Genomic DNA, 20,245 nt, shown 5'->3' with positions numbered 1-20,245 from the left:
GCGGTCTGGGCGATCGGCACCGGCAAGAGCGCGACGGCCGGCCAGGCGCAAGCGGTGCACGCGTTCCTGCGCGGGCGTCTCGCCGCGAAGGGCGCCAAATTTGCCGGCGTGCCGTTGCTGTACGGCGGCAGCGTGAAGCCGGACAACGCGGAAGAATTATTCCGTCAGCAGGACATCGACGGCGGCCTGATCGGCGGCGCGTCACTGAAGGACCAGGATTTTCTGGCGATCTGCAAGGCGGCGGCTGCTACGACAGCCGCTGGTTGAGCAGGGCGCCTCTCGGAATGACCCATTCCGGGCCCGCAGTCCGCGGGTTTCGGCTAAATAAAAGACTCAGGTGAGTGCAATGCTGTATTTGAAAACTTTGATTATCGTCGTTCAGCTGTTGTCGGCACTCGGGGTCATCGGCCTCGTTTTGCTGCAGCACGGCAAAGGCGCCGATATGGGCGCGGCTTTTGGTAGCGGTGCATCGGGCAGCCTGTTCGGCGCGACCGGCTCGGCAAACTTCCTGTCGCGTACAACCGCAGTGCTCGCCGCGGTGTTTTTCGTCACCACGCTGACGCTCACGTACCTCGGCGCTTATCGCGCCAAGCCTTCAGCCGGCGTGCTGGGCGCCGCGGTTACCGCGCCCGTGGCGGCTTCGGCGGCACCGGCTGGGTCCGCTCCGGCAGGCGGTTCGGCTGCGCTCGCGGCGTCGGCTGCATCGGTTCCGGCCACCGACGTACCGAAATAAAATTTTTCGTAGAAAGTGCTTTTGTGCGTTGAACAAACTGTTTGAACCAGTTAGAATCTAAGTCTTGAAGCGATTCGCGGGTTTTATAAGTTGTTTTCCCGGATTGCATACAGTGCCGACGTGGTGAAATTGGTAGACACGCTATCTTGAGGGGGTAGTGGCGAAAGCTGTGCGAGTTCGAGTCTCGCCGTCGGCACCAAATGTTATCTAATGCCAGCCGCTTGCTTCGCTTCGGCTGGCATTTTCACTTCTGGCGCGCGGTTTGCGTTGGTCTGCGGCGTGTACGTCTCAGAAGTGATTTCGCGTCAGGGGTGCTATGCTCCTGACGGCATTCAGAACCAACCGATTGAGGATAGTCTTGAACCTCGCAGCCTATTTCCCCGTCTTGATGTTCCTCGTTGTGGGCACCGGTTTAGGCGTAGCACTGGTCAGTATCGGCAAGATCCTCGGTCCCAACAAGCCCGATACCGAGAAAAACGCACCGTACGAGTGCGGCTTCGAAGCATTCGAAGATGCGCGCATGAAGTTCGACGTGCGCTATTACCTCGTCGCCATTCTCTTCATCATTTTCGATCTTGAAACCGCGTTCCTGTTCCCGTGGGGCGTCGCCCTGCGCGACATCGGCTGGCCTGGCTTCATGGCGATGATGATTTTCCTGCTCGAATTCCTGCTGGGCTTCGCCTATATCTGGAAGAAGGGCGGCCTCGACTGGGAATGATGGTTTAATCGCCGGTTTGCGTGGGTGGCCAAGGCTTGCCGCCCCGTCTGGAGTGGAAAGCAAATGAGTATCGAAGGGGTCTTGAAGGAAGGGTTTGTCACCACGACGGCTGACAAACTGATCAACTGGACGCGCACCGGTTCGCTGTGGCCGATGACGTTCGGTCTGGCGTGCTGCGCGGTCGAGATGATGCATGCGGGCGCGGCCCGTTATGACCTCGACCGTTTCGGCGTGGTGTTTCGTCCGAGTCCGCGTCAGTCGGACGTGATGATCGTCGCCGGCACGCTGTGCAACAAAATGGCGCCGGCTCTGCGCAAGGTGTACGACCAGATGGCCGAACCGCGCTGGGTGATTTCGATGGGTTCGTGCGCGAACGGCGGCGGCTATTACCACTACTCGTATTCGGTAGTGCGCGGTTGTGATCGCATCGTGCCGGTCGACGTCTACGTGCCGGGTTGCCCGCCGACAGCGGAAGCGCTGGTCTACGGCGTGATCCAGTTGCAGGCCAAGATTCGCCGCACCAACACAATCGCCCGTCAATAAGGCAACGCCTCTCCCCACAATATGGCAAGCAAACTCGAGACCCTGAAAGCGAACCTCGAGGCGGCCTTTGGCGGCCTCCTGTTGAGCACTACCGAGGCAATCGGTGAGTTGACGATCGTCGTGAAAGCGAGCGACTACCTCAACGTGGCAACGCGTCTGCGCGACGACCGCTCGCTCGGTTTCGAACAGATGATGGATCTGTGCGGCGTCGACTATCAAACCTATGCCGACGGCGCTTACGACGGTCCGCGTTTCGCGGCCGTTCTGCATTTGTTGTCGGTGCAGAATAACTGGCGTCTGCGGCTTCGCGTGTTCGCGCCGAATGACGACATGCCCATTCTGCCGTCCGTCGTCGATATCTGGAATTCGGCGAACTGGTACGAGCGCGAGGCGTTCGACCTTTACGGCATCGTCTTCGAAGGCCACCCGGATCTGCGCCGCATTCTGACCGACTACGGTTTTATTGGTCACCCGTTCCGTAAAGATTTCCCCGTCTCCGGCTACGTCGAAATGCGTTACGACCCGGAAGAGAAGCGCGTCGTCTATCAGCCTGTGACGATCGAGCCGCGGGAAATCACGCCGCGCGTGATCCGCGAAGATCGCTATGGCGGTCTGAAACACTAAGAGAACGCCATGGCAGAGATTAAGAACTACACGCTCAACTTCGGCCCTCAGCACCCGGCAGCGCACGGCGTGCTGCGCCTCGTGCTGGAACTCGACGGCGAAGTCATCCAGCGCGCCGATCCGCACATCGGCCTGCTGCATCGCGCGACTGAAAAGCTCGCCGAAACGAAAACGTTCATTCAGTCGGTGCCGTACATGGACCGTCTCGACTATGTGTCGATGATGGTCAACGAGCACGGCTACGTGATGGCGATCGAAAAGCTGCTCGGCATCGACGTGCCGGTGCGCGCCCAATACATCCGCGTGATGTTCGACGAAGTCACGCGCGTGCTAAACCACCTGATGTGGATCGGCGCGCACGCGCTCGACGTTGGCGCAATGGCCGTGTTCCTGTACGCGTTCCGCGAGCGTGAAGATCTGATGGACGTGTACGAAGCGGTGTCCGGCGCGCGCATGCATGCGGCGTATTACCGCCCGGGCGGCGTTTATCGCGATCTGCCTGACGCAATGCCGCAATACAAGGCGTCGAAGATCCGCAATGCGAAGGCATTGTCGAGAATGAACGAGAACCGTCAGGGCTCGTTGCTCGACTTTATCGACGACTTCTTCACGCGCTTCCCGAAGTGCGTCGACGAATACGAAACGCTGCTCACCGACAACCGGATCTGGAAGCAGCGTCTGGTCGGCATCGGCGTGGTCAGCCCGGAGCGTGCGCTGCAAATGGGCATGTCCGGCGCAATGCTGCGCGGCTCGGGCATCGAGTGGGATTTGCGCAAGAAGCAGCCGTACGAAGTGTACGAAAAGCTGGACTTCGACATTCCGGTGGGCGTGAATGGCGACTGCTACGACCGCTATCTGGTCCGTGTCGAAGAAATGCGTCAATCCACGCGCATCGTGAAACAGTGCATTGAGTGGCTGCGCAAGAATCCGGGCCCTGTGATGATCGACAATCACAAGGTTGCGCCGCCGTCGCGCGTGGGCATGAAGTCGAACATGGAAGAACTGATTCACCACTTCAAGCTGTTCACCGAAGGCTTCCACGTGCCGGAAGGCGAGTCGTACGCCGCCGTCGAGCATCCGAAGGGCGAATTCGGCATCTACCTGATTTCCGACGGCGCGAACAAGCCGTATCGCCTCAAGATTCGCGCGCCGGGCTATGCGCATCTGTCCGCGCTCGACGAAATGGCGCGCGGCCACATGATCGCCGACGCCGTGACGATCATCGGCACGCAGGACATCGTGTTCGGCGAAGTAGATCGCTAGGACGTATTCATCGGCGCGCGTCTTCATGTTTGGTCCGAAGCGTGCGTCAAGCAAAGGAACGCCGGGTCTGTCGCAGCACGAAGTGAGCGACGGGTTTTCGTTCGGTAGGAATTGAAAGAGTCGTGTCTGAAAATGATCTCAGCTGAAGGCCTGAAAGAAATCGATCGTGCGATCGCGAAGTATCCCGCCGATCAGAAACAGTCCGCCGTGATGTCGGCGTTGGCCACTGCTCAGGAAGAGCATGGCTGGCTGTCGCCCGAACTCATGCAGTTCGTCGCGGACTATCTCGGCATGCCGGCAGTCGCCGTGCAGGAGGTCGCCACCTTCTACACGATGTACGAGACGTCGCCGGTCGGCAAGCACAAGATCACGCTCTGCACGAACCTGCCGTGTCAACTCGGCCCGGACGGCGGCTCCGACAGCGCCGCTGAATATCTGAAGCAGAAGCTCGGCATCGACTTCGGCGAAACCACGGCCGACGGCAAATTCACCTTGAAAGAAGGCGAATGCATGGGTTCGTGCGGCGACGCGCCGGTGATGCTGGTGAACAACCATCGCATGTGCAGCTTCATGAGCCGCGAGAAGATCGACCAGCTGCTCGAGGAACTTTCGAAATGACGTCTTTACACGATCGTCACATCAAACCGCTGATTCTCGCCGGCCTGAACGGCGACAACTGGCATCTCGAAGACTATGTGGCGCGCGGCGGTTACGCCCAGCTGCGCCGCATTCTGGAAGAAAAAATTCCGCCCGAGCAGGTGATCGCCGACGTCAAGGCGTCGGGTCTGCGCGGCCGTGGCGGCGCGGGCTTCCCGACCGGCCTGAAGTGGAGCTTCATGCCGCGTCAGTTCCCGGGCCAGAAGTACCTCGTCTGCAATTCGGACGAAGGCGAGCCGGGCACGTTCAAAGACCGCGACATCCTGCGCTTCAATCCGCATTCGCTGATCGAAGGCATGGCCATTGGCGCGTACGCAATGGGCATCACGGTCGGCTACAACTACATCCACGGCGAAATCTGGGAAGTCTACAAACGCTTTGAAGAAGCGTTGGACGAAGCTCGCCGCGCCGGGTTCCTCGGCGAAAACATCATGGGTTCGGGCTTCTCGTTCGAGCTGCATGCGCATCACGGTTACGGCGCCTACATCTGCGGCGAAGAAACCGCGTTGCTCGAGTCGCTGGAAGGCAAGAAAGGCCAGCCGCGCTTCAAGCCGCCGTTCCCGGCGAGCTTCGGCGTGTACGGCAAGCCGACCACGATCAACAACACCGAGACGTTTGCCGCGGTGCCATTCCTGCTCGCCATCGGCCCGCAAAATTACCTGGAAATCGGCAAGCCGAACAACGGCGGCACGAAGATCTTCTCGATCTCGGGCGACGTCGAACGTCCGGGCAATTACGAAGTTCCGCTCGGCACGCCGTTCGCCACGCTGATGGACCTCGCCGGCGGCATGCGCGGCGGCCGCAAGATCAAGGCCGTGATTCCTGGCGGTTCGTCGGCACCGGTCATTCCGGGCGACATCATGATGCAGACCGACCTCGACTATGACTCGATCGCCAAGGCGGGCTCGATGCTCGGCTCGGGCGCGGTCATCGTCATGGACGAAACGCGTTGCATGGTGCGTTCGCTGCTGCGTCTGTCGTACTTCTATTACGAAGAGTCGTGCGGTCAATGCACGCCTTGCCGCGAAGGCACGGGCTGGCTGTATCGCGTCGTGCATCGTATCGAGCACGGTCTTGGCCGTCCGGAAGATCTGGATCTGCTGAACTCGGTCGCGGAAAACATCATGGGCCGCACGATCTGCGCGCTCGGCGATGCTGCGGCCATGCCGGTTCGCGGCATGCTCAAGCACTACTGGGACGAATTCGAATATCACGTCGCCCACAAGCATTGCCTCGTCGGCGGTCATGCGGGCGCTGCGGCGGCAGCGGAAACAGTGGCTGCCTGAGCGAGGTTGCTGAGCGACCTCGCAAGTCGCCCGAGGCGCGCACGGAGAGGCGCTCGGGCAAGCTCCCGGACAAGCGGCACGCCGGACAGGTATGCACCAGAACACGTCAACCACGGGATTCATTGCCGAGCGGGCGATGAACGGGGCGAACGATTGAGCGGTAACAGGTTAAGGAAGATTGACCATCATGGTTGAACTTGAAATAGACGGCAAGAAAGTAGAAGTGCCCGAAGGCAGCATGGTGATCCAGGCTGCGCATAAGGTCGACACGTACATTCCTCACTTCTGCTATCACAAGAAGCTGTCGATTGCGGCCAACTGCCGGATGTGTCTCGTCGATGTCGAAAAGATGCCGAAGGCCGTGCCCGCATGCGCGACGCCCGTGTCGGCCGGCATGATCGTGCGCACGAAGTCCGAAAAGGCGGTGAAGGGCCAGCAATCCGTGATGGAATTCCTGCTGATCAACCACCCGCTGGATTGCCCGATTTGCGATCAGGGCGGCGAGTGTCAGTTGCAGGATCTGGCGGTGGGCTACGGCAAGTCGTCGTCGCGTTATAGCGAAGAAAAGCGCGTCGTGTTCCACAAGAACGTCGGCCCGCTGATCTCGATGGAAGAGATGTCCCGTTGCATCCACTGCACGCGCTGCGTGCGCTTCGGCCAGGAAGTGGCCGGCGTGATGGAACTGGGCATGCTGGGCCGCGGCGAGCATTCGGAAATCACGTCGTTCGTCGGCAAGACGGTCGACTCGGAACTGTCGGGCAACATGATCGACCTGTGCCCGGTCGGTGCGCTGACCAGCAAGCCGTTCCGCTACAGCGCGCGTACGTGGGAACTGTCGCGCCGCAAGTCGGTAAGCCCGCACGATTCCGTCGGCGCCAATCTCGTCGTGCAGGTGAAGAACAACCGCGTGATGCGGGTTCTGCCGTTCGAAAACGAAGCCATCAACGAATGCTGGATTTCGGACAAGGACCGCTTCTCGTACGAAGGCCTGAACAGCCCCGAACGTCTGACGCAGCCCATGCTGAAGCAGGGCGGCAAGTGGGTCGAGACCGACTGGCAGACCGCGCTCGACTACGTGGTCAAAGGTCTGAAGGGCATCAAGGGCGACCACGGCGCAAACGCGCTGGCCGCGCTTGGCAGCGCGCACAGCACGGTCGAAGAACTGTTCCTGCTGAAGCAACTGGCGCAAGCGGTCGGCACGCCTAACGTCGACTTCCGTCTGCGTCAGTCGGACTTCTCGGCGCCGGTCAACGGCACGCCGTGGCTCGGCACTGCTATTGCGGACCTGTCGAATATCGACTCGGCGCTCGTGATCGGTTCCGATCTGCGCCGCGATCATCCGCTGTTCGCCGCGCGTCTGCGTCAGGCGGCCAAGGGCGGCGCGAAGCTCACGCTGGTGCAAGCCACCGGCGACGACGCGCTGATCCCGCAAGCGCGGCGTATCGCTGCGGCGCCGTCGGCATGGCTCGAGGCACTCGCCGGCATCGCGTCGGCGGTCTCGCAAGCGAACGGCACGGCGCTGCCGGAAGCGTTCTCTGGCGCACAAGCGTCGGACGCCGACAAGGAAGTCGCCAGGTCGCTGGCTACGGGCGAGCGTCGCCTGGTGCTGCTCGGCAACGGCGCGGTGCGTCATCCGGATTTCGCGGTCATTCATGCAGCGGCTCAGTGGATCGCAGACGCAACCGGCGCAACGCTCGGCTTCCTGACGGAAGGCGCGAACACGGTCGGCGCGCATCTGGTGAACGCATTGCCGGGCGAAGGCGGCCTGAACGCTCGCGAAGTCTTCGAACAACCGCGCAAGGGTTATGTGCTGATGAACTTCGAACCGGAGTTCGACACGGCCAATCCGGCGCAGGCTCTGGCTGCGTTGAACCAGGCTGAGATGGTCGTCGTGATGTCGCCGTTCCAGACGGGCGCCGAATACGCGGACGTGCTGCTGCCGATCGCGCCGTTCACTGAAACGGCCGGTACGTTCGTCAACGCGGAAGGCACGGTGCAGACGTTTAACGGCGTCGTGCGTCCGCTTGGCGAGACGCGCCCCGCATGGAAGGTGTTGCGCGTGCTGGGCAGCCTGCTGGGCGCGCCCGGCTTCGAATACGACACGGCGGAAGAAGTGCGCAACGCGGCGCTCGGCGACGGCGAACTGCAATCGCGCCTGTCGAACCGCACGGGCGTAACGGTTGCTCGCGGCAAGACGGCGAAGGCAGCGGAAGGCAAGTTCGAGCGCATCGCCGACGTGCCGATCTACCATGCCGACGCGCTGGTTCGTCGCGCGGAATCGCTGCATCTGACCGCAGCCGCGCGTGCCGCGAACAACGTCGGCCTGCCGGCCGCGCTGTTCGACAAACTGGGTTTGAAGGAAGGCGACGCGGTGCGCGTGCGCCAGGGCGAGCAATCGGTGCAGTTGCCGGCCGTGCGCGACGCGAATCTTGCGGAGACGGTCGTCCGCGTATCGGCGGCCACGCCTGCCGGTGCAGCGCTGGGCAGCCTGTTCGGTGAACTGGTGGTGGAGAAGGCGTAAATGAGCTTGTTCGATACGATCAACTCGGGCGGCACCCAGCTTCTCGGTGTGGCATGGCCCACGGTGTGGGCACTGGTGCGCATCCTGGTGGTGGCCGTCGTGATCCTGCTGTGCGTGGCTTACCTGATTCTGTGGGAGCGTAAGCTGATCGGCTGGATGCACGTGCGTCTCGGCCCGAACCGCGTCGGCCCCGCAGGTCTTTTGCAGCCTATCGCCGACGTGCTGAAGCTGTTGCTGAAAGAAGTGATTCAGCCGACCCAGGCAAGCCGCTGGATCTACATGATCGCGCCGATCATGGTGGTGGTGCCGGCTTTCGCGGTCTGGGCGGTGATTCCGTTCCAGGCGGGCGCGGTGCTCGGCGACATCAACGCGGGTCTGCTGTATGCGATCGCGATTTCGTCGATCGGCGTGTACGGCGTGATTCTGGCCGGCTGGGCGTCGAACTCGAAGTACGCGTTCCTCGGCGCGATGCGGGCCGCGGCGCAGATGGTGTCGTACGAAATTTCGATGGGCTTCGCGCTGGTCGTCGTGCTGATGACGGCGGGCACGCTGAATCTGTCGGACATCGTCGGTTCGCAGGAACGCGGCTTCTTCGCCGCACACGGCCTGAACTTCCTGTCGTGGAACTGGCTGCCGCTGTTGCCGATGTTCGTCGTGTACTTCATCTCGGGCATCGCGGAAACGAACCGCCATCCGTTCGACGTGGTGGAAGGCGAATCGGAAATAGTCGCGGGTCACATGATCGATTACTCGGGTATGGCGTTCGCGCTGTTCTTCCTTGCCGAGTACATCAACATGATCGTGATCTCGGCGCTGGCGTCGACGCTGTTTCTCGGCGGCTGGAGTGCTCCGTTCGGCTTCCTGTCGTTTATCCCCGGCATCTTCTGGCTCGTCCTCAAGGTTTTCCTGCTGCTGTCGGTGTTCATCTGGGCGCGTGCCACGTTCCCGCGCTACCGCTATGACCAGATCATGCGTCTCGGCTGGAAGATTTTCATTCCGGTGTGCGTGGTGTGGCTGGTGGTGGTCGGCTTCTGGATCATGTCGCCGTGGAATATCTGGAAATAAAGGGCGGATGAACTTATGACCGCAATCCAAAATTTTTTCAAGACCTTCTTTTTGACGGAACTCATCAAGGGCCTCGCGTTGACCGGACGTTATACGTTCCAGCGCAAGGTGACCGTGCAGTTCCCGGAAGAGAAGACGCCCATTTCGCCGCGTTTTCGCGGACTGCATGCGCTGCGACGTTATGAGAATGGCGAAGAGCGCTGTATCGCGTGCAAGCTGTGCGAAGCGGTGTGCCCGGCGCTCGCCATCACGATCGAGTCGGAAACGCGCGAAGACAACACGCGCCGCACCACGCGTTACGACATCGACCTGACCAAGTGCATCTTCTGCGGTTTCTGCGAAGAAAGCTGCCCGGTCGATTCGATTGTCGAGACGCACATTCTCGAATATCACGGCGAAAAGCGCGGCGATCTGTACTTCACGAAGGACATGCTGCTGGCCGTGGGCGATCGTTACGAAGCGGAGATCGCCGCGAACAAGGCTGCCGACGCACCGTATCGTTAAAGCGTCCAAGTACAAGCAGTAGGTGCGGCAGTAGCGCATCAAGTCAATGCAGCAGTAATACGGCCTGTTGTCGGGCCGAGCGCCGCGGTATGCAAGCCGCGGCACGGCGCACGCGTGCGTCTGTTCCGGCGGTTGTCACGCTGTGGCCGGACGCCCGTGCCAAAGAAAATGCCTGACGATGGCCTAACGATGAACCGGTAATCATGGAATTCACGACCGTACTGTTCTACATCTTCGCGCTGCTCCTGGTGGTTTCAGGGCTGAAGGTGATCACCTCGCGCAACCCGGTGTCGTCCGCACTGTTTCTCGTGCTGGCGTTTTTCAACGCAGCGGCTATCTGGATGCTGCTGCAGGCCGAGTTCCTCGCCATCCTGCTGGTGCTGGTCTATGTGGGCGCGGTGATGGTGCTGTTCCTGTTCGTCGTGATGATGCTGGACATCAACCTCGACGTGCTGCGCAAGGACTTCAGACGCTTCGTGCCGATGGCCACGGTGGTGGGCGCGATCATCGTGCTCGAAACCGCGCTGATCCTGTGGCACGGCTACGGCGCGACGAGCACGGTGGTGCCCGACACGACCGCCGCGGCGGGCGGCATGGGCGACTGGTCGAACACCCGCCTGATCGGCAAAGTGATTTACACCGACTACATCTTCGCGTTCGAAGTGGCCGGCCTCGTGCTGCTGGTGGCGATCATCGCGGCTATCGCGCTGACCACGAGCCACAAGAAGGACAGCAAGCGCCAGAAGATCAGCGACCAGGTCAAGGTGCGTGCGCAAGACCGCGTGCGCGTCGTGAAGATGCCGTCGGAAAAGAGCCCGGCGACCGTCGCGGCGGAAGAAGCCGCAGCGGCGGCCGCAGCAGCCGAATCGGCGTCTGCGAAGAACAGCTGAGCGGACAGGAGATAGAAATCATGTTGACCCTTGCCCATTACCTCGTGCTCGGCGCGATTCTGTTTGCGATCAGCATCGTCGGTATTTTCCTGAACCGTCGCAACGTCATCATCATCCTGATGGCGATCGAACTGATGCTGCTCGCGGTGAATACCAATTTCGTCGCCTTCTCGCATTATCTCGGCGACGTGCATGGCCAGATTTTCGTGTTCTTCGTGCTGACCGTAGCGGCAGCGGAAGCAGCGATCGGCCTCGCAATTCTGGTGACCCTGTTCCGTAGCCTCGACACGATCAATGTCGAAGATCTCGATCAGCTCAAAGGTTAATCTCAGGAAAAGCGGTTATGTCCACGATACTCAATGAAAACCTGCTGCTGGCGATTCCGCTGGCACCGCTGGCCGGTTGCCTGATCGCGGGGCTGTTCGGGAAGGCGGTAGGGCGCGCGGGTGCGCACTCGGTCACGATCCTCGGCGTTGCCATCTCGTTCGTTCTGTCGATGATGGTGTTCTTCCAGGTGCTGGACGGCGCGAGCTTCAACGCCACCGTCTATGAATGGATGTCCATCGGCAAGACCAAGTTCGAAGTCGGCTTCCTCGTCGATTCGCTCACGGCCATGATGATGTGCGTCGTGACCTTCGTGTCGCTGATGGTGCACATCTACACGATCGGCTACATGGCCGACGACGACGGCTACCAGCGCTTCTTCTCGTACATCTCGCTCTTCACGTTTTCGATGCTGATGCTCGTGATGAGCAACAACTTCCTGCAGCTGTTCTTCGGCTGGGAAGCAGTGGGTCTCGTGTCGTACCTGCTGATCGGTTTCTACTACACGCGCGAGTCGGCGATCTACGCCAACATGAAGGCGTTCATCGTGAACCGCGTCGGCGACTTCGGCTTTCTGCTGGGTATCGGCCTGCTGTTCGCGTTTGCCGGTTCGATGAACTACGGCGACGTGTTTGCCAAGCGCACGGAACTGGCCGCGTTGAGCTTTCCGGGTACCGATTGGGGCCTGCTGACGGTGGCGTGTATCTGCCTCTTCATCGGCGCAATGGGTAAGTCGGCGCAGTTTCCGCTGCACGTGTGGCTGCCGGATTCGATGGAAGGCCCGACGCCGATTTCCGCGCTGATTCACGCGGCAACCATGGTGACGGCCGGTATCTTCATGGTCACGCGCATGTCGCCGCTGTTCGAACTGTCGGATAGTGCGCTCTCGTTCGTCACGGTGATCGGCGCCATTACCGCGCTGTTCATGGGCTTCCTCGGGATTGTCCAGAACGACATCAAGCGCGTGGTGGCTTACTCCACACTCTCGCAGCTCGGCTACATGACGGTCGCGCTCGGCGTGTCGGCTTATCCGGTCGGCGTGTTCCACCTGATGACGCACGCGTTCTTCAAGGCGCTGCTGTTCCTCGGCGCGGGTTCCGTGATCATCGGCATGCACCACGATCAGGACATGCGCAACATGGGCGGCCTGCGCAAATACATGCCGATCACGTGGATCACGTCGCTGATCGGTTCGCTGGCGCTGATCGGCACGCCGTTCTTCTCGGGCTTCTACTCGAAAGATTCGATCATCGACGCAGTGAAGCTGTCGCATCTGCCGGGTTCGGGCTTTGCCTATTTCGCCGTGGTGGCAAGCGTGTTCGTCACCGCGCTGTATTCGTTCCGTATGTATTTCATGGTGTTCCACGGCAAGGAGCGCTTCCGCGATCCGAAGCATCCGGATTCGCCGATGGGCGCCGAAGCCGCGGCACACGGTCATGGCAACGGCCATGACGCACATGGTCACGACGACCACGGTCACGACGACCACGGTCACGCGCACGAACCGCATGAAACGCCGTGGGTCGTGTGGTTGCCGCTGGTGCTGCTGGCGATTCCGTCTGTCGTGATCGGTGCGATCGCGGTCGGCCCGATGCTGTTCGGCGACTTCTTCCAGCACGGCGTGGCGTTCGAGAAGGTGATCTTCATCGGCGAAAACCATCCGGCGCTGCACGAGATGGCCGAAGAGTTCCACGGCTGGGCCGCGATGGGCCTGCACTCGGTCGCGGGCCTGCCGGTGTGGCTCGCGCTCGCGGGTGTGCTCGTCGCGTGGTTCCTGTATCTGGTTCGTCCTGAACTGCCGGCTACCATCAAGCGCGCGTTCGGGCCGATCTACACGCTGCTCGATAACAAGTACTACATGGACAAGATCAACGAAGTCGTGTTTGCGCGGGGCGCCGTGGCGATTGGCCGTGGTCTCTGGAAGGAAGGCGACGTCGTCGTGATCGACGGCATCGTCAACGGCAGCGCACGCTTTATCGGCTGGTTCGCCGGCGTGATCCGCTTCCTCCAATCCGGCTACATCTACCACTACGCGTTCGCCATGATTATCGGCATGTTGGGGCTCCTGACCCTGTTTGTAACGCTCGGCGGCAAATAAGGCGAGGGACACTAATGCACGCTTATCCGATTCTCAGTCTCGCCATCTGGTTGCCGATCCTTTGCGGCCTGCTGGTTCTGGCCATCGGCTCCGACCGTAACCCCGGCCCCGCGCGCTGGGTCGCATTGATCGGCTCGATCGTCAGCTTCATCGTCACGATTCCGCTGATCACCGGTTTTGATTCGAGCAGCGCCGATCTTCAGTTCGTCGAACAGGCCAACTGGATCGAACGATTCAACATTACATATCACCTCGGTGTCGACGGCATTTCGATGTGGTTCGTCGTGTTGACCGCATTGATCACGGTGATCGTCGTGATCGCCGGATGGGAAGTCATCACGAAGAACGTCGGCCAGTATCTGGCCTCGTTCCTGATCCTGTCGGGCATCATGGTCGGCGTGTTCAGCGCCGCCGACGGCATGCTGTTCTACGTGTTCTTCGAAGCGACGCTGATTCCGATGTACATCATCATCGGCGTGTGGGGCGGGGCGAACCGCGTGTACGCGGCGTTCAAGTTCTTCCTGTACACGCTGATGGGCTCGCTCCTGATGCTGGTCGCGTTGCTCTATCTGTACGTCCAGACCGGCACGTTCGATCTCGCCACCTGGCAGCATGCGCAGATCGCGATGACGCCGCAGGTTTTACTGTTCATAGCGTTCTTCATGGCGTTCGCCGTGAAGGTGCCGATGTGGCCGGTGCACACGTGGTTGCCTGACGCTCACGTGGAAGCGCCGACCGGCGGCTCTGTCGTGCTGGCCGCGATCATGCTGAAGCTCGGCGCATACGGTTTCCTGCGCTTCTCGCTGCCGATCGCACCGGACGCAAGCCACTTCCTCGCGCCGGTCGTCATTACGCTGTCGCTGATCGCCGTGATCTACATCGGCCTCGTCGCGATGGTGCAGGCCGACATGAAGAAGCTGGTCGCGTATTCGTCGATCGCGCACATGGGCTTCGTCACGCTCGGCTTCTTTATCTTCAATCAGCTCGGCGTGGAAGGCGCGATCGTGCAGATGATCTCGCACGGCTTCGTGTCGGGCGCCATGTTCCTTAGCATCGGCGTGCTGTACGACCGCATGCACTCGCGTCAGATCGCGGACTACGGCGGCGTCGTCAACGTGATGCCGAAATTCGCGGCCTTCGTGATGCTGTTCTCGATGGCCAATTGCGGCTTGCCGGGCACCTCGGGTTTTGTCGGCGAATTCATGGTGATTCTGGCCGCTGTCCAGTACAACTTCTGGATCGCGGGCGGCGCCGCCGTGACGCTGATTCTCGGCGCGGCCTACACGCTGTGGATGTACAAGCGCGTCTACTTCGGCGCGGTCGCCAACGACCACGTGAAGGGCCTGTTCGACATCAACCGCCGCGAGTTTTTCATGCTGGCAGTGCTCGCCGCACTGACGCTCTTCATGGGCCTGTATCCGAAGCCCTTTACCGATGTGATGCACGTATCCGTGGAAAACCTCCTCTCCCACGTTGCGCAGTCGAAGCTGCCGTTGTCTCAGTAACGCAGAGGAGGAATTAAAGACCATGCAAAACGCCCCTATGACTGCTCTGTTGCCCGACGCACTGGTGATGCTCGCCGTTGTCGTCGCGTGGCTCAACGACACGTTCGTCGGCCAGGCCGGTCGCCGTACCACGTATTTCATCGCGTTCCTGTCGTCGCTCGTCGCCGGCATCTGGTTCGCGGTCAATGCGTTCGACCCGTCGGTGCATTACTTCTTCAGCCGCATGTACGTCGTCGATTCGTTCGCGAGTCTGATGAAAGCGGTGGTGACGCTCGGCTACGCGGTCACGATCGTGTATTCGCGCCGCTACCTCGAAGATCGCGGGCTGTATCGCGGCGAGTTCTTCCTGCTCGGCATGTTCTCGCTGCTCGGTCAGCTCGTGATGATCTCCGGCAACAACTTCCTGACGCTGTATCTCGGTCTGGAACTGATGTCGCTGTCGCTCTATGGCGTGATCGCACTGCGTCGGGAAGCCGCGCCGTCGAACGAAGCGGCCATGAAGTACTACGTGCTCGGCGCGCTGGCTTCGGGCTTCCTGCTGTACGGCATCTCGATGCTGTACGGCGCGACCGGCTCGCTCGATCTGAACGAAGTGTTCAAGGCAATCGGTCAGAGCCACTACGATCCGAGCGTGCTGCTGTTCGGCGTGATCTTCATCGTCGCCGGTGTGGCGTTCAAGATGGGCGCCGTGCCGTTCCACATGTGGGTGCCCGACGTCTATCAGGGCGCGCCCACGGCCATGACGCTGCTGGTCGGCGGTGGTCCGAAGGTGGCGGCATTCGCATGGGGCCTGCGCTTCCTGGTGATGGGTCTGCTGCCGCTCGCAGTCGAATGGCAGCAAATGCTGGTGATTCTCGCGGCGCTGTCGCTGATCGTCGGCAACATCACGGGTATCGTGCAGCGCAACGTCAAGCGTATGCTCGCGTACTCGGCGATCTCGAACATGGGCTTCGTGCTGCTCGGTCTGCTGGCCGGCGTGGTCGATCACAAGACGACTGGTGCCGCGAGCGCGTATGGCTCGGCGATGTACTACAGCATCGTCTATCTGATCACGACGATGGGCACCTTCGGCGTCATCATGCTGCTCGCACGCCGCGAATTCGAAGCGGATACGCTCGACGACTTCAAGGGGCTGAACCAACGGAGCCCGGTGTTCGCGTTCGTCATGATGGTGATGATGTTCTCGCTCGCCGGCATTCCGCCTGCGGTCGGTTTCTACGCGAAGCTCGCGGTGCTGCAGGCCACGATGAACGCCGGCCTGACCTGGCTCACGGTGCTCGCGGTGATCACGTCGCTGTTCGGCGCGTTCTACTACCTGCGTATCGTGAAGCTCATGTACTTCGACGAGCCGCAAGACAAGTCGGCGATCGTCGCGGACACGGGCACGCGCGCGTTGCTCGCGCTCAATGGCGTGGCCGTGCTGGTGCTGGGTATCGTGCCCGATCCGCTGTTGAAAGCTTGCCTGCAGGCTATCCAGCACACGCTGTCGTTCTGATGTCGGCAGCGGGCTGGTTTATCGTGCTGTTGGCGCTGGTGGGCGCCAATCTGCCGTTCCTGAATCAGCGGCTCTTCGCCGCCGTCCCGTTGAAGGCGGCGAAGAAAAGCGCATGGGTCCGGATTGCCGAACTGATCGTGCTGTACTTCGTGGTCGGCGCGCTGGGCTTTCTGCTCGAAGCGCGCGCCGGCAACCGCTTCGAACAGGGTTGGCAGTTCTACGCGATCACGTTCGCGCTGTTCGTCGTGTTCGCCTTCCCCGGCTTCACTTTCCAGTATCTCGTCAAACGCCGCTGACGGCGTCTCGCCGTCGCGCACCAAGCTGTCCCGAGGTCCGCATATGGCTGAACTTCCCGACCACGACGCCGTCCTTACCGAGACCTGTGTCGACAGTAAGACGGTCCACCAGGGGCCGTTCCTGACGCTCAAGTGCGACACCGTGCGCCTGCCCGACGGCAAGCATGCTACCCGTGAGTATGTGGAGCACCCCGGCGCCGTGATGGTGATTCCGCTGTTCGACGACGGCCGTGTGCTGCTGGAAAGCCAGTATCGCTATCCGATGGGCAAGGTCATGGTCGAGTATCCGGCCGGCAAGCTCGATCCGAACGAAGGCGCGCTCGCTTGCGCCATTCGCGAATTGCGCGAGGAGACGGGCTACACGGCGCGCGAGTATGTGTACCTGACGCGTGTTCACCCGATCATTTCCTACTCGACCGAGTTCATCGACATCTACCTCGCGCGCGGCTTGACTGCGGGCGAGCGCAAGCTCGACGACGGCGAGTTCCTCGAGATGTTTACGGCTACGGTTCCCGAAGTGTCCGAGTGGGTGCGGACCGGCAAGATCACTGACGTGAAAACGATCATCGGCACGTTCTGGCTGGAGAAGGTGCTGTCCGGCGTCTGGCCGATGGCGCAGCCGCAGTAGTTTTTTCGGAGTCTCCCAACGCGCAGGCGACGCTTGCGCCGCATCCAGGAAGCCCCTGCCGGTCGTCGACCGGCAGGGGCTTCGTCACTCTGAAGCTGGATAAGGCTTCTGTCTTTACCGCGGCGTGCGGTGTCTGAATATGAGCGCCTTTGTCCTATGCCATCCGGCAGTCTCGCGTGATCGCGGCGGCAACTTTAGTATGGAAGGCCGGCAAACGTCTTCACTGCTGCATTAATCGGGATAACGAAGCATGTGAGACGGTTGAGCTCCGCGATAAAAATCGGGTTGTCACTTGACAACCCGATTCGCGAGTATTAAATTGGAGGACAGGATGGTTCGTGGAGTCCACGCTAAGAAAGAGATAGAGGCTGCGCTGGCTTATGCCGAGCGGCGCGGGTGGCGCATACAGAGCGGAGGCAAGGGCCACGCCTGGGGAAAAATGTATTGCCCTTACAAAGATGCGGAGTGCCGTTGCGGAGAATTCTGCATTTCAAGCGTATGGAGTACGCCGAAGAATGCTGATAACCACGCCAGACATTTGCGGCGTGTGGTCGACAATTGCACGGCGCATCGTTCGCAAAAGCATTGAGTAGGCAACGTTGTGGCCGAATAAAGCAGGAGTAGCAAATGGAATATACGTTCACGTTGAAGTATAAGCTTGCCGCGCAAGACAGTGATCTTGACGCGATTGTCGAACGCCTGGGCGAAGCAGGCTGTGACGACGCCACGGTCGGCGTGGGGCAACCGGGGCGACTGGCGCTGGTCTTTTCGCGCGAAGCACCGTCGGCGGTCGAGGCACTGGTCAGCGCGCTCGGAGACGTCAAAAAGGCGGTGCCGTCGGCACGGCTTGTCGAAGCCGGGCCCGACTTCGTGGGGTTGACCGACGTCGCGGAAATTGCCGGCGTATCGCGGCAGAACATGCGCAAGCTCATGTTGAGCCATGCGGTCGAATTTCCGCCGCCGGTGCACGAGGGAAGCGCGTCAGTCTGGCATCTGTCGGACGTGCTTGACTGGCTGAACGCGCGCGGTGGCTACGACATCAAAGCCGACGTTTTCGACGTCGCCAAAACGGCTAAACAGGTCAACCTTGCCAAAGAGGCGCGGGAGCTTGAACCGCGCTTCAATCGTCGGCTGGAATGCCTGGTGGCGTGAGCGTCAATCGTGAACGGAGGGGTTCGCACGCGTGAGGCTGATACGTCGTTGGGGGCGAAGCGCTGGGCGTTGGCTCACGCACGCACGCCGCATTGCGCGGAGTCATACAGCCTTCGGCAGGGGTCTGCGCAAAGCGTTAAAATCGCGCACCGCGCCTCATCTTCCGGCAGCGCCCAACTCGTCGCGCGTTGCATGTGAAGTTTTTACGAACGACCGTTCACAAATTTTCGTTTTGCGCTAAACTGGCACGCAAGCCCTGATTCCATATGAAGGTCCTCGATTTACAGTGTCCGCACGGCCATCGGTTCGAAGGGTGGTTTGCTTCGGCTGATGACTTCGAATCTCAGCAGTCCCGCAAGCTGGTCGAATGTCCGATTTGCGGAGCGAAAGAAGTGAGCCGTTTGCCGTCGGCTCCGCGCCTGAATCTCTCTCATGGGGTAGAGGCGAAAGCGAAAGCGCCCGCAGCCGCAGGTGAATTGCAGGCGCGTGTCATGCGCGCATTGCGCGAGGTACTGGAGAAGACCGAGAACGTGGGCGACCGCTTCGCCGAGGAAGCGCGGCGCATTCACTACAACGAAGCGCCCGCACGCAATATTCGCGGTGTCACAACGCCGGAAGACGCGAGAGCTTTGGTCGAAGAAGGCATCGAAGTGATGCCGCTGCCGGTCCCGGCTGCCCTGAAGGAACCTCTGCAATAGCGCAGTGGCTCTCTGGCGGCGGGTGGTGGCGGCCAGGAGACACTACGCATGAATCTGGACTATTCCCCCGCTGAGAAGGCGTTCCGCGCCGAGATCCGCGCCTGGCTCGAAGCCAATCTGCCTCGCGAACTCAGCGAGAAGGTACTCAACCACAAGCGTTTGAACCGCGACGACTTCGCCAACTGGCACAAGCTGCTGGGCACGCGCGGCTGGTCGGTTGTCGCGTGGCCGACAGAATACGGCGGTCCCGGCTGGGATGCCACGCAGCGCCATATCTGGGACGAAGAGTGCGCCCGTGTCGGCGCGCCGACAGTGTTGCCATTCGGTGTGTCGATGGTCGCGCCGGTTCTTATGAAGTACGGCAACGAGGCGCAGAAACGCTACTACCTGCCGCGCATTCTCGACGGCACTGACTGGTGGTGTCAGGGCTATTCAGAGCCGGGCTCCGGTTCCGATCTCGCATCGCTGCGCACGCGTGCCGAACGGGTCGGCGATCATTACGTGGTCAATGGGCAGAAAACCTGGACCACGTTGGGGCAGCACGCGGACATGATGTTTTGTCTCGTACGCACCGACAGCGGCGCGAAGAAGCAGGAGGGCATTTCGTTCCTGCTCATCGACATGAAAACGCCGGGCATCACCGTCCGGCCGATCATCACGCTCGACGAAGACCACGAAGTCAACGAAGTCTTCTTTGAAGACGTGAAGGTGCCGGTCGAGAATCTGATCGGCGAGGAAAACCGCGGTTGGACTTACGCAAAATATCTGCTCGGGCATGAGCGCACCGGCATTGCGCGCGTCGGCCAGTCGAAACGCGAGCTGGTTTTTCTGAAGCGCCTCGCGCTCGATCAGAAAAAGAACGGCAAGCCCCTTTTGAATGACCCGGTATTCGCTGCAAAAGTCGCGAATCTCGAGATCGAACTGATGGCTCTCGAAGTCACCGTGCAACGCGTGGTCGCTAACGAAGCAGGCGGACGCGGACCGGGACCGGAAGCGTCGATGCTGAAGATCAAGGGCACGGAGGTGCAGCAGGCGTTGACCGAACTCATGGTCGAGGCCGTCGGGCCACTCGCCGCTCCGTTCGACGTGCCGTTCCTCGAGGGCGAGCGCGAGCACAGCATTGCCGGAGACGACGATGCCGCGCCGCTGGCCGCGTATTACTTCAACTTCCGCAAGACGTCGATTTACGGCGGCTCGAATGAAATTCAAAAGAACATCATCGCGCAGATGATTCTCGGACTTTGA

22 protein-coding genes and 1 tRNA gene are annotated in these 20,245 nt (G+C 60.9%); all 23 read left to right on the top strand.

What is annotated here, in order from left to right:
- A partial coding sequence (locus tag BGRAMDRAFT_RS31185) for a triose-phosphate isomerase (RefSeq protein ID WP_044022022.1) occupies positions 1–267 on the top strand: 267 nt, incomplete at its 5' end.
- A gap of 79 nt (positions 268–346) precedes the next feature.
- Positions 347–733 carry a preprotein translocase subunit SecG gene (gene secG / locus BGRAMDRAFT_RS31180; protein WP_006052905.1) on the top strand — a complete coding sequence of 129 codons (387 nt, stop codon included), beginning with the start codon at positions 347–349 and terminating at the stop codon, positions 731–733.
- A 114-nt stretch (positions 734–847) separates the two neighbouring features.
- Positions 848–932, top strand: a tRNA-Leu gene (locus BGRAMDRAFT_RS31175).
- A gap of 159 nt (positions 933–1,091) precedes the next feature.
- Positions 1,092–1,451, top strand: coding sequence for an NADH-quinone oxidoreductase subunit A (locus tag BGRAMDRAFT_RS31170; protein ID WP_029969798.1), 360 nt, complete (start codon positions 1,092–1,094; stop codon positions 1,449–1,451).
- A gap of 63 nt (positions 1,452–1,514) precedes the next feature.
- A complete protein-coding gene (locus tag BGRAMDRAFT_RS31165; protein ID WP_006052903.1) occupies positions 1,515–1,994 on the top strand; it encodes a NuoB/complex I 20 kDa subunit family protein in 480 nt (159 codons plus the stop codon).
- Positions 1,995–2,015: 21 nt separating this feature from the next.
- A complete protein-coding gene (locus BGRAMDRAFT_RS31160) occupies positions 2,016–2,618 on the top strand; it encodes an NADH-quinone oxidoreductase subunit C (protein WP_006052902.1) in 603 nt (200 codons plus the stop codon).
- 9 nt (positions 2,619–2,627) lie between these two features.
- On the top strand, positions 2,628–3,881 hold the full coding sequence (locus BGRAMDRAFT_RS31155; RefSeq protein WP_006052901.1) for an NADH-quinone oxidoreductase subunit D: 1,254 nt from the start codon (positions 2,628–2,630) through the stop codon (positions 3,879–3,881).
- Positions 3,882–4,013: 132 nt separating this feature from the next.
- On the top strand, positions 4,014–4,499 hold the full coding sequence (nuoE, locus tag BGRAMDRAFT_RS31150) for an NADH-quinone oxidoreductase subunit NuoE (protein ID WP_006052900.1): 486 nt from the start codon (positions 4,014–4,016) through the stop codon (positions 4,497–4,499).
- Positions 4,496–5,824 (top strand): NADH-quinone oxidoreductase subunit NuoF, encoded by a 1,329-nt coding sequence (nuoF, locus tag BGRAMDRAFT_RS31145; protein WP_006052899.1) that lies wholly within the window; start codon positions 4,496–4,498, stop codon positions 5,822–5,824. Before nuoE ends, nuoF begins: the two co-directional genes overlap by 4 nt.
- 187 nt (positions 5,825–6,011) lie before the next feature.
- The gene (gene nuoG / locus BGRAMDRAFT_RS31140) at positions 6,012–8,345 is read left to right on the top strand and encodes an NADH-quinone oxidoreductase subunit NuoG (RefSeq protein WP_006052898.1); all 2,334 of its coding nucleotides are present in this window, start codon (positions 6,012–6,014) and stop codon (positions 8,343–8,345) included.
- Positions 8,346–9,410, top strand: a complete 1,065-nt coding sequence (gene nuoH / locus BGRAMDRAFT_RS31135; protein ID WP_006052897.1) for an NADH-quinone oxidoreductase subunit NuoH — start codon at positions 8,346–8,348, stop codon at positions 9,408–9,410. It abuts the gene before it with no gap.
- A gap of 15 nt (positions 9,411–9,425) precedes the next feature.
- Positions 9,426–9,914, top strand: coding sequence for an NADH-quinone oxidoreductase subunit NuoI (gene nuoI / locus BGRAMDRAFT_RS31130; RefSeq protein WP_006052896.1), 489 nt, complete (start codon positions 9,426–9,428; stop codon positions 9,912–9,914).
- A 203-nt stretch (positions 9,915–10,117) separates the two neighbouring features.
- Positions 10,118–10,804, top strand: coding sequence for an NADH-quinone oxidoreductase subunit J (locus BGRAMDRAFT_RS31125; protein ID WP_006052895.1), 687 nt, complete (start codon positions 10,118–10,120; stop codon positions 10,802–10,804).
- Between the two features lie 20 nt (positions 10,805–10,824).
- The gene (nuoK, locus tag BGRAMDRAFT_RS31120; RefSeq protein ID WP_006052894.1) at positions 10,825–11,130 is read left to right on the top strand and encodes an NADH-quinone oxidoreductase subunit NuoK; all 306 of its coding nucleotides are present in this window, start codon (positions 10,825–10,827) and stop codon (positions 11,128–11,130) included.
- A 17-nt stretch (positions 11,131–11,147) separates the two neighbouring features.
- Entirely contained in the window at positions 11,148–13,226 is a 2,079-nt protein-coding gene (gene nuoL, locus BGRAMDRAFT_RS31115; RefSeq protein ID WP_006052893.1) for an NADH-quinone oxidoreductase subunit L, read from the top strand.
- A 14-nt stretch (positions 13,227–13,240) separates the two neighbouring features.
- Complete coding sequence (locus tag BGRAMDRAFT_RS31110) at positions 13,241–14,731, top strand: NADH-quinone oxidoreductase subunit M (RefSeq protein WP_006052892.1); 1,491 nt, start codon at positions 13,241–13,243, stop codon at positions 14,729–14,731.
- A gap of 22 nt (positions 14,732–14,753) precedes the next feature.
- On the top strand, positions 14,754–16,226 hold the full coding sequence (gene nuoN, locus BGRAMDRAFT_RS31105) for an NADH-quinone oxidoreductase subunit NuoN (RefSeq protein ID WP_006052891.1): 1,473 nt from the start codon (positions 14,754–14,756) through the stop codon (positions 16,224–16,226).
- Complete coding sequence (locus BGRAMDRAFT_RS31100; protein ID WP_006052890.1) at positions 16,226–16,522, top strand: DUF2818 family protein; 297 nt, start codon at positions 16,226–16,228, stop codon at positions 16,520–16,522. Before nuoN ends, BGRAMDRAFT_RS31100 begins: the two co-directional genes overlap by 1 nt.
- A 43-nt stretch (positions 16,523–16,565) precedes the next feature.
- Positions 16,566–17,150 carry an NUDIX domain-containing protein gene (locus BGRAMDRAFT_RS31095; RefSeq protein WP_006052889.1) on the top strand — a complete coding sequence of 195 codons (585 nt, stop codon included), beginning with the start codon at positions 16,566–16,568 and terminating at the stop codon, positions 17,148–17,150.
- 331 nt (positions 17,151–17,481) lie between these two features.
- A complete protein-coding gene (locus tag BGRAMDRAFT_RS35735) occupies positions 17,482–17,739 on the top strand; it encodes a hypothetical protein (RefSeq protein ID WP_006052888.1) in 258 nt (85 codons plus the stop codon).
- 38 nt (positions 17,740–17,777) lie between these two features.
- Complete coding sequence (locus BGRAMDRAFT_RS31090; RefSeq protein ID WP_006052887.1) at positions 17,778–18,302, top strand: helix-turn-helix transcriptional regulator; 525 nt, start codon at positions 17,778–17,780, stop codon at positions 18,300–18,302.
- A 266-nt stretch (positions 18,303–18,568) separates the two neighbouring features.
- The gene (locus BGRAMDRAFT_RS31085) at positions 18,569–19,000 is read left to right on the top strand and encodes a DUF1178 family protein (RefSeq protein ID WP_029969785.1); all 432 of its coding nucleotides are present in this window, start codon (positions 18,569–18,571) and stop codon (positions 18,998–19,000) included.
- A gap of 48 nt (positions 19,001–19,048) precedes the next feature.
- Entirely contained in the window at positions 19,049–20,245 is a 1,197-nt protein-coding gene (locus tag BGRAMDRAFT_RS31080; protein WP_006052885.1) for an acyl-CoA dehydrogenase family protein, read from the top strand.

The organism is Paraburkholderia graminis C4D1M (assembly GCF_000172415.1).
In the GTDB taxonomy this organism is placed as follows: domain Bacteria; phylum Pseudomonadota; class Gammaproteobacteria; order Burkholderiales; family Burkholderiaceae; genus Paraburkholderia; species Paraburkholderia graminis.
This window is presented reverse-complemented; position numbering and strand designations above follow the sequence as displayed.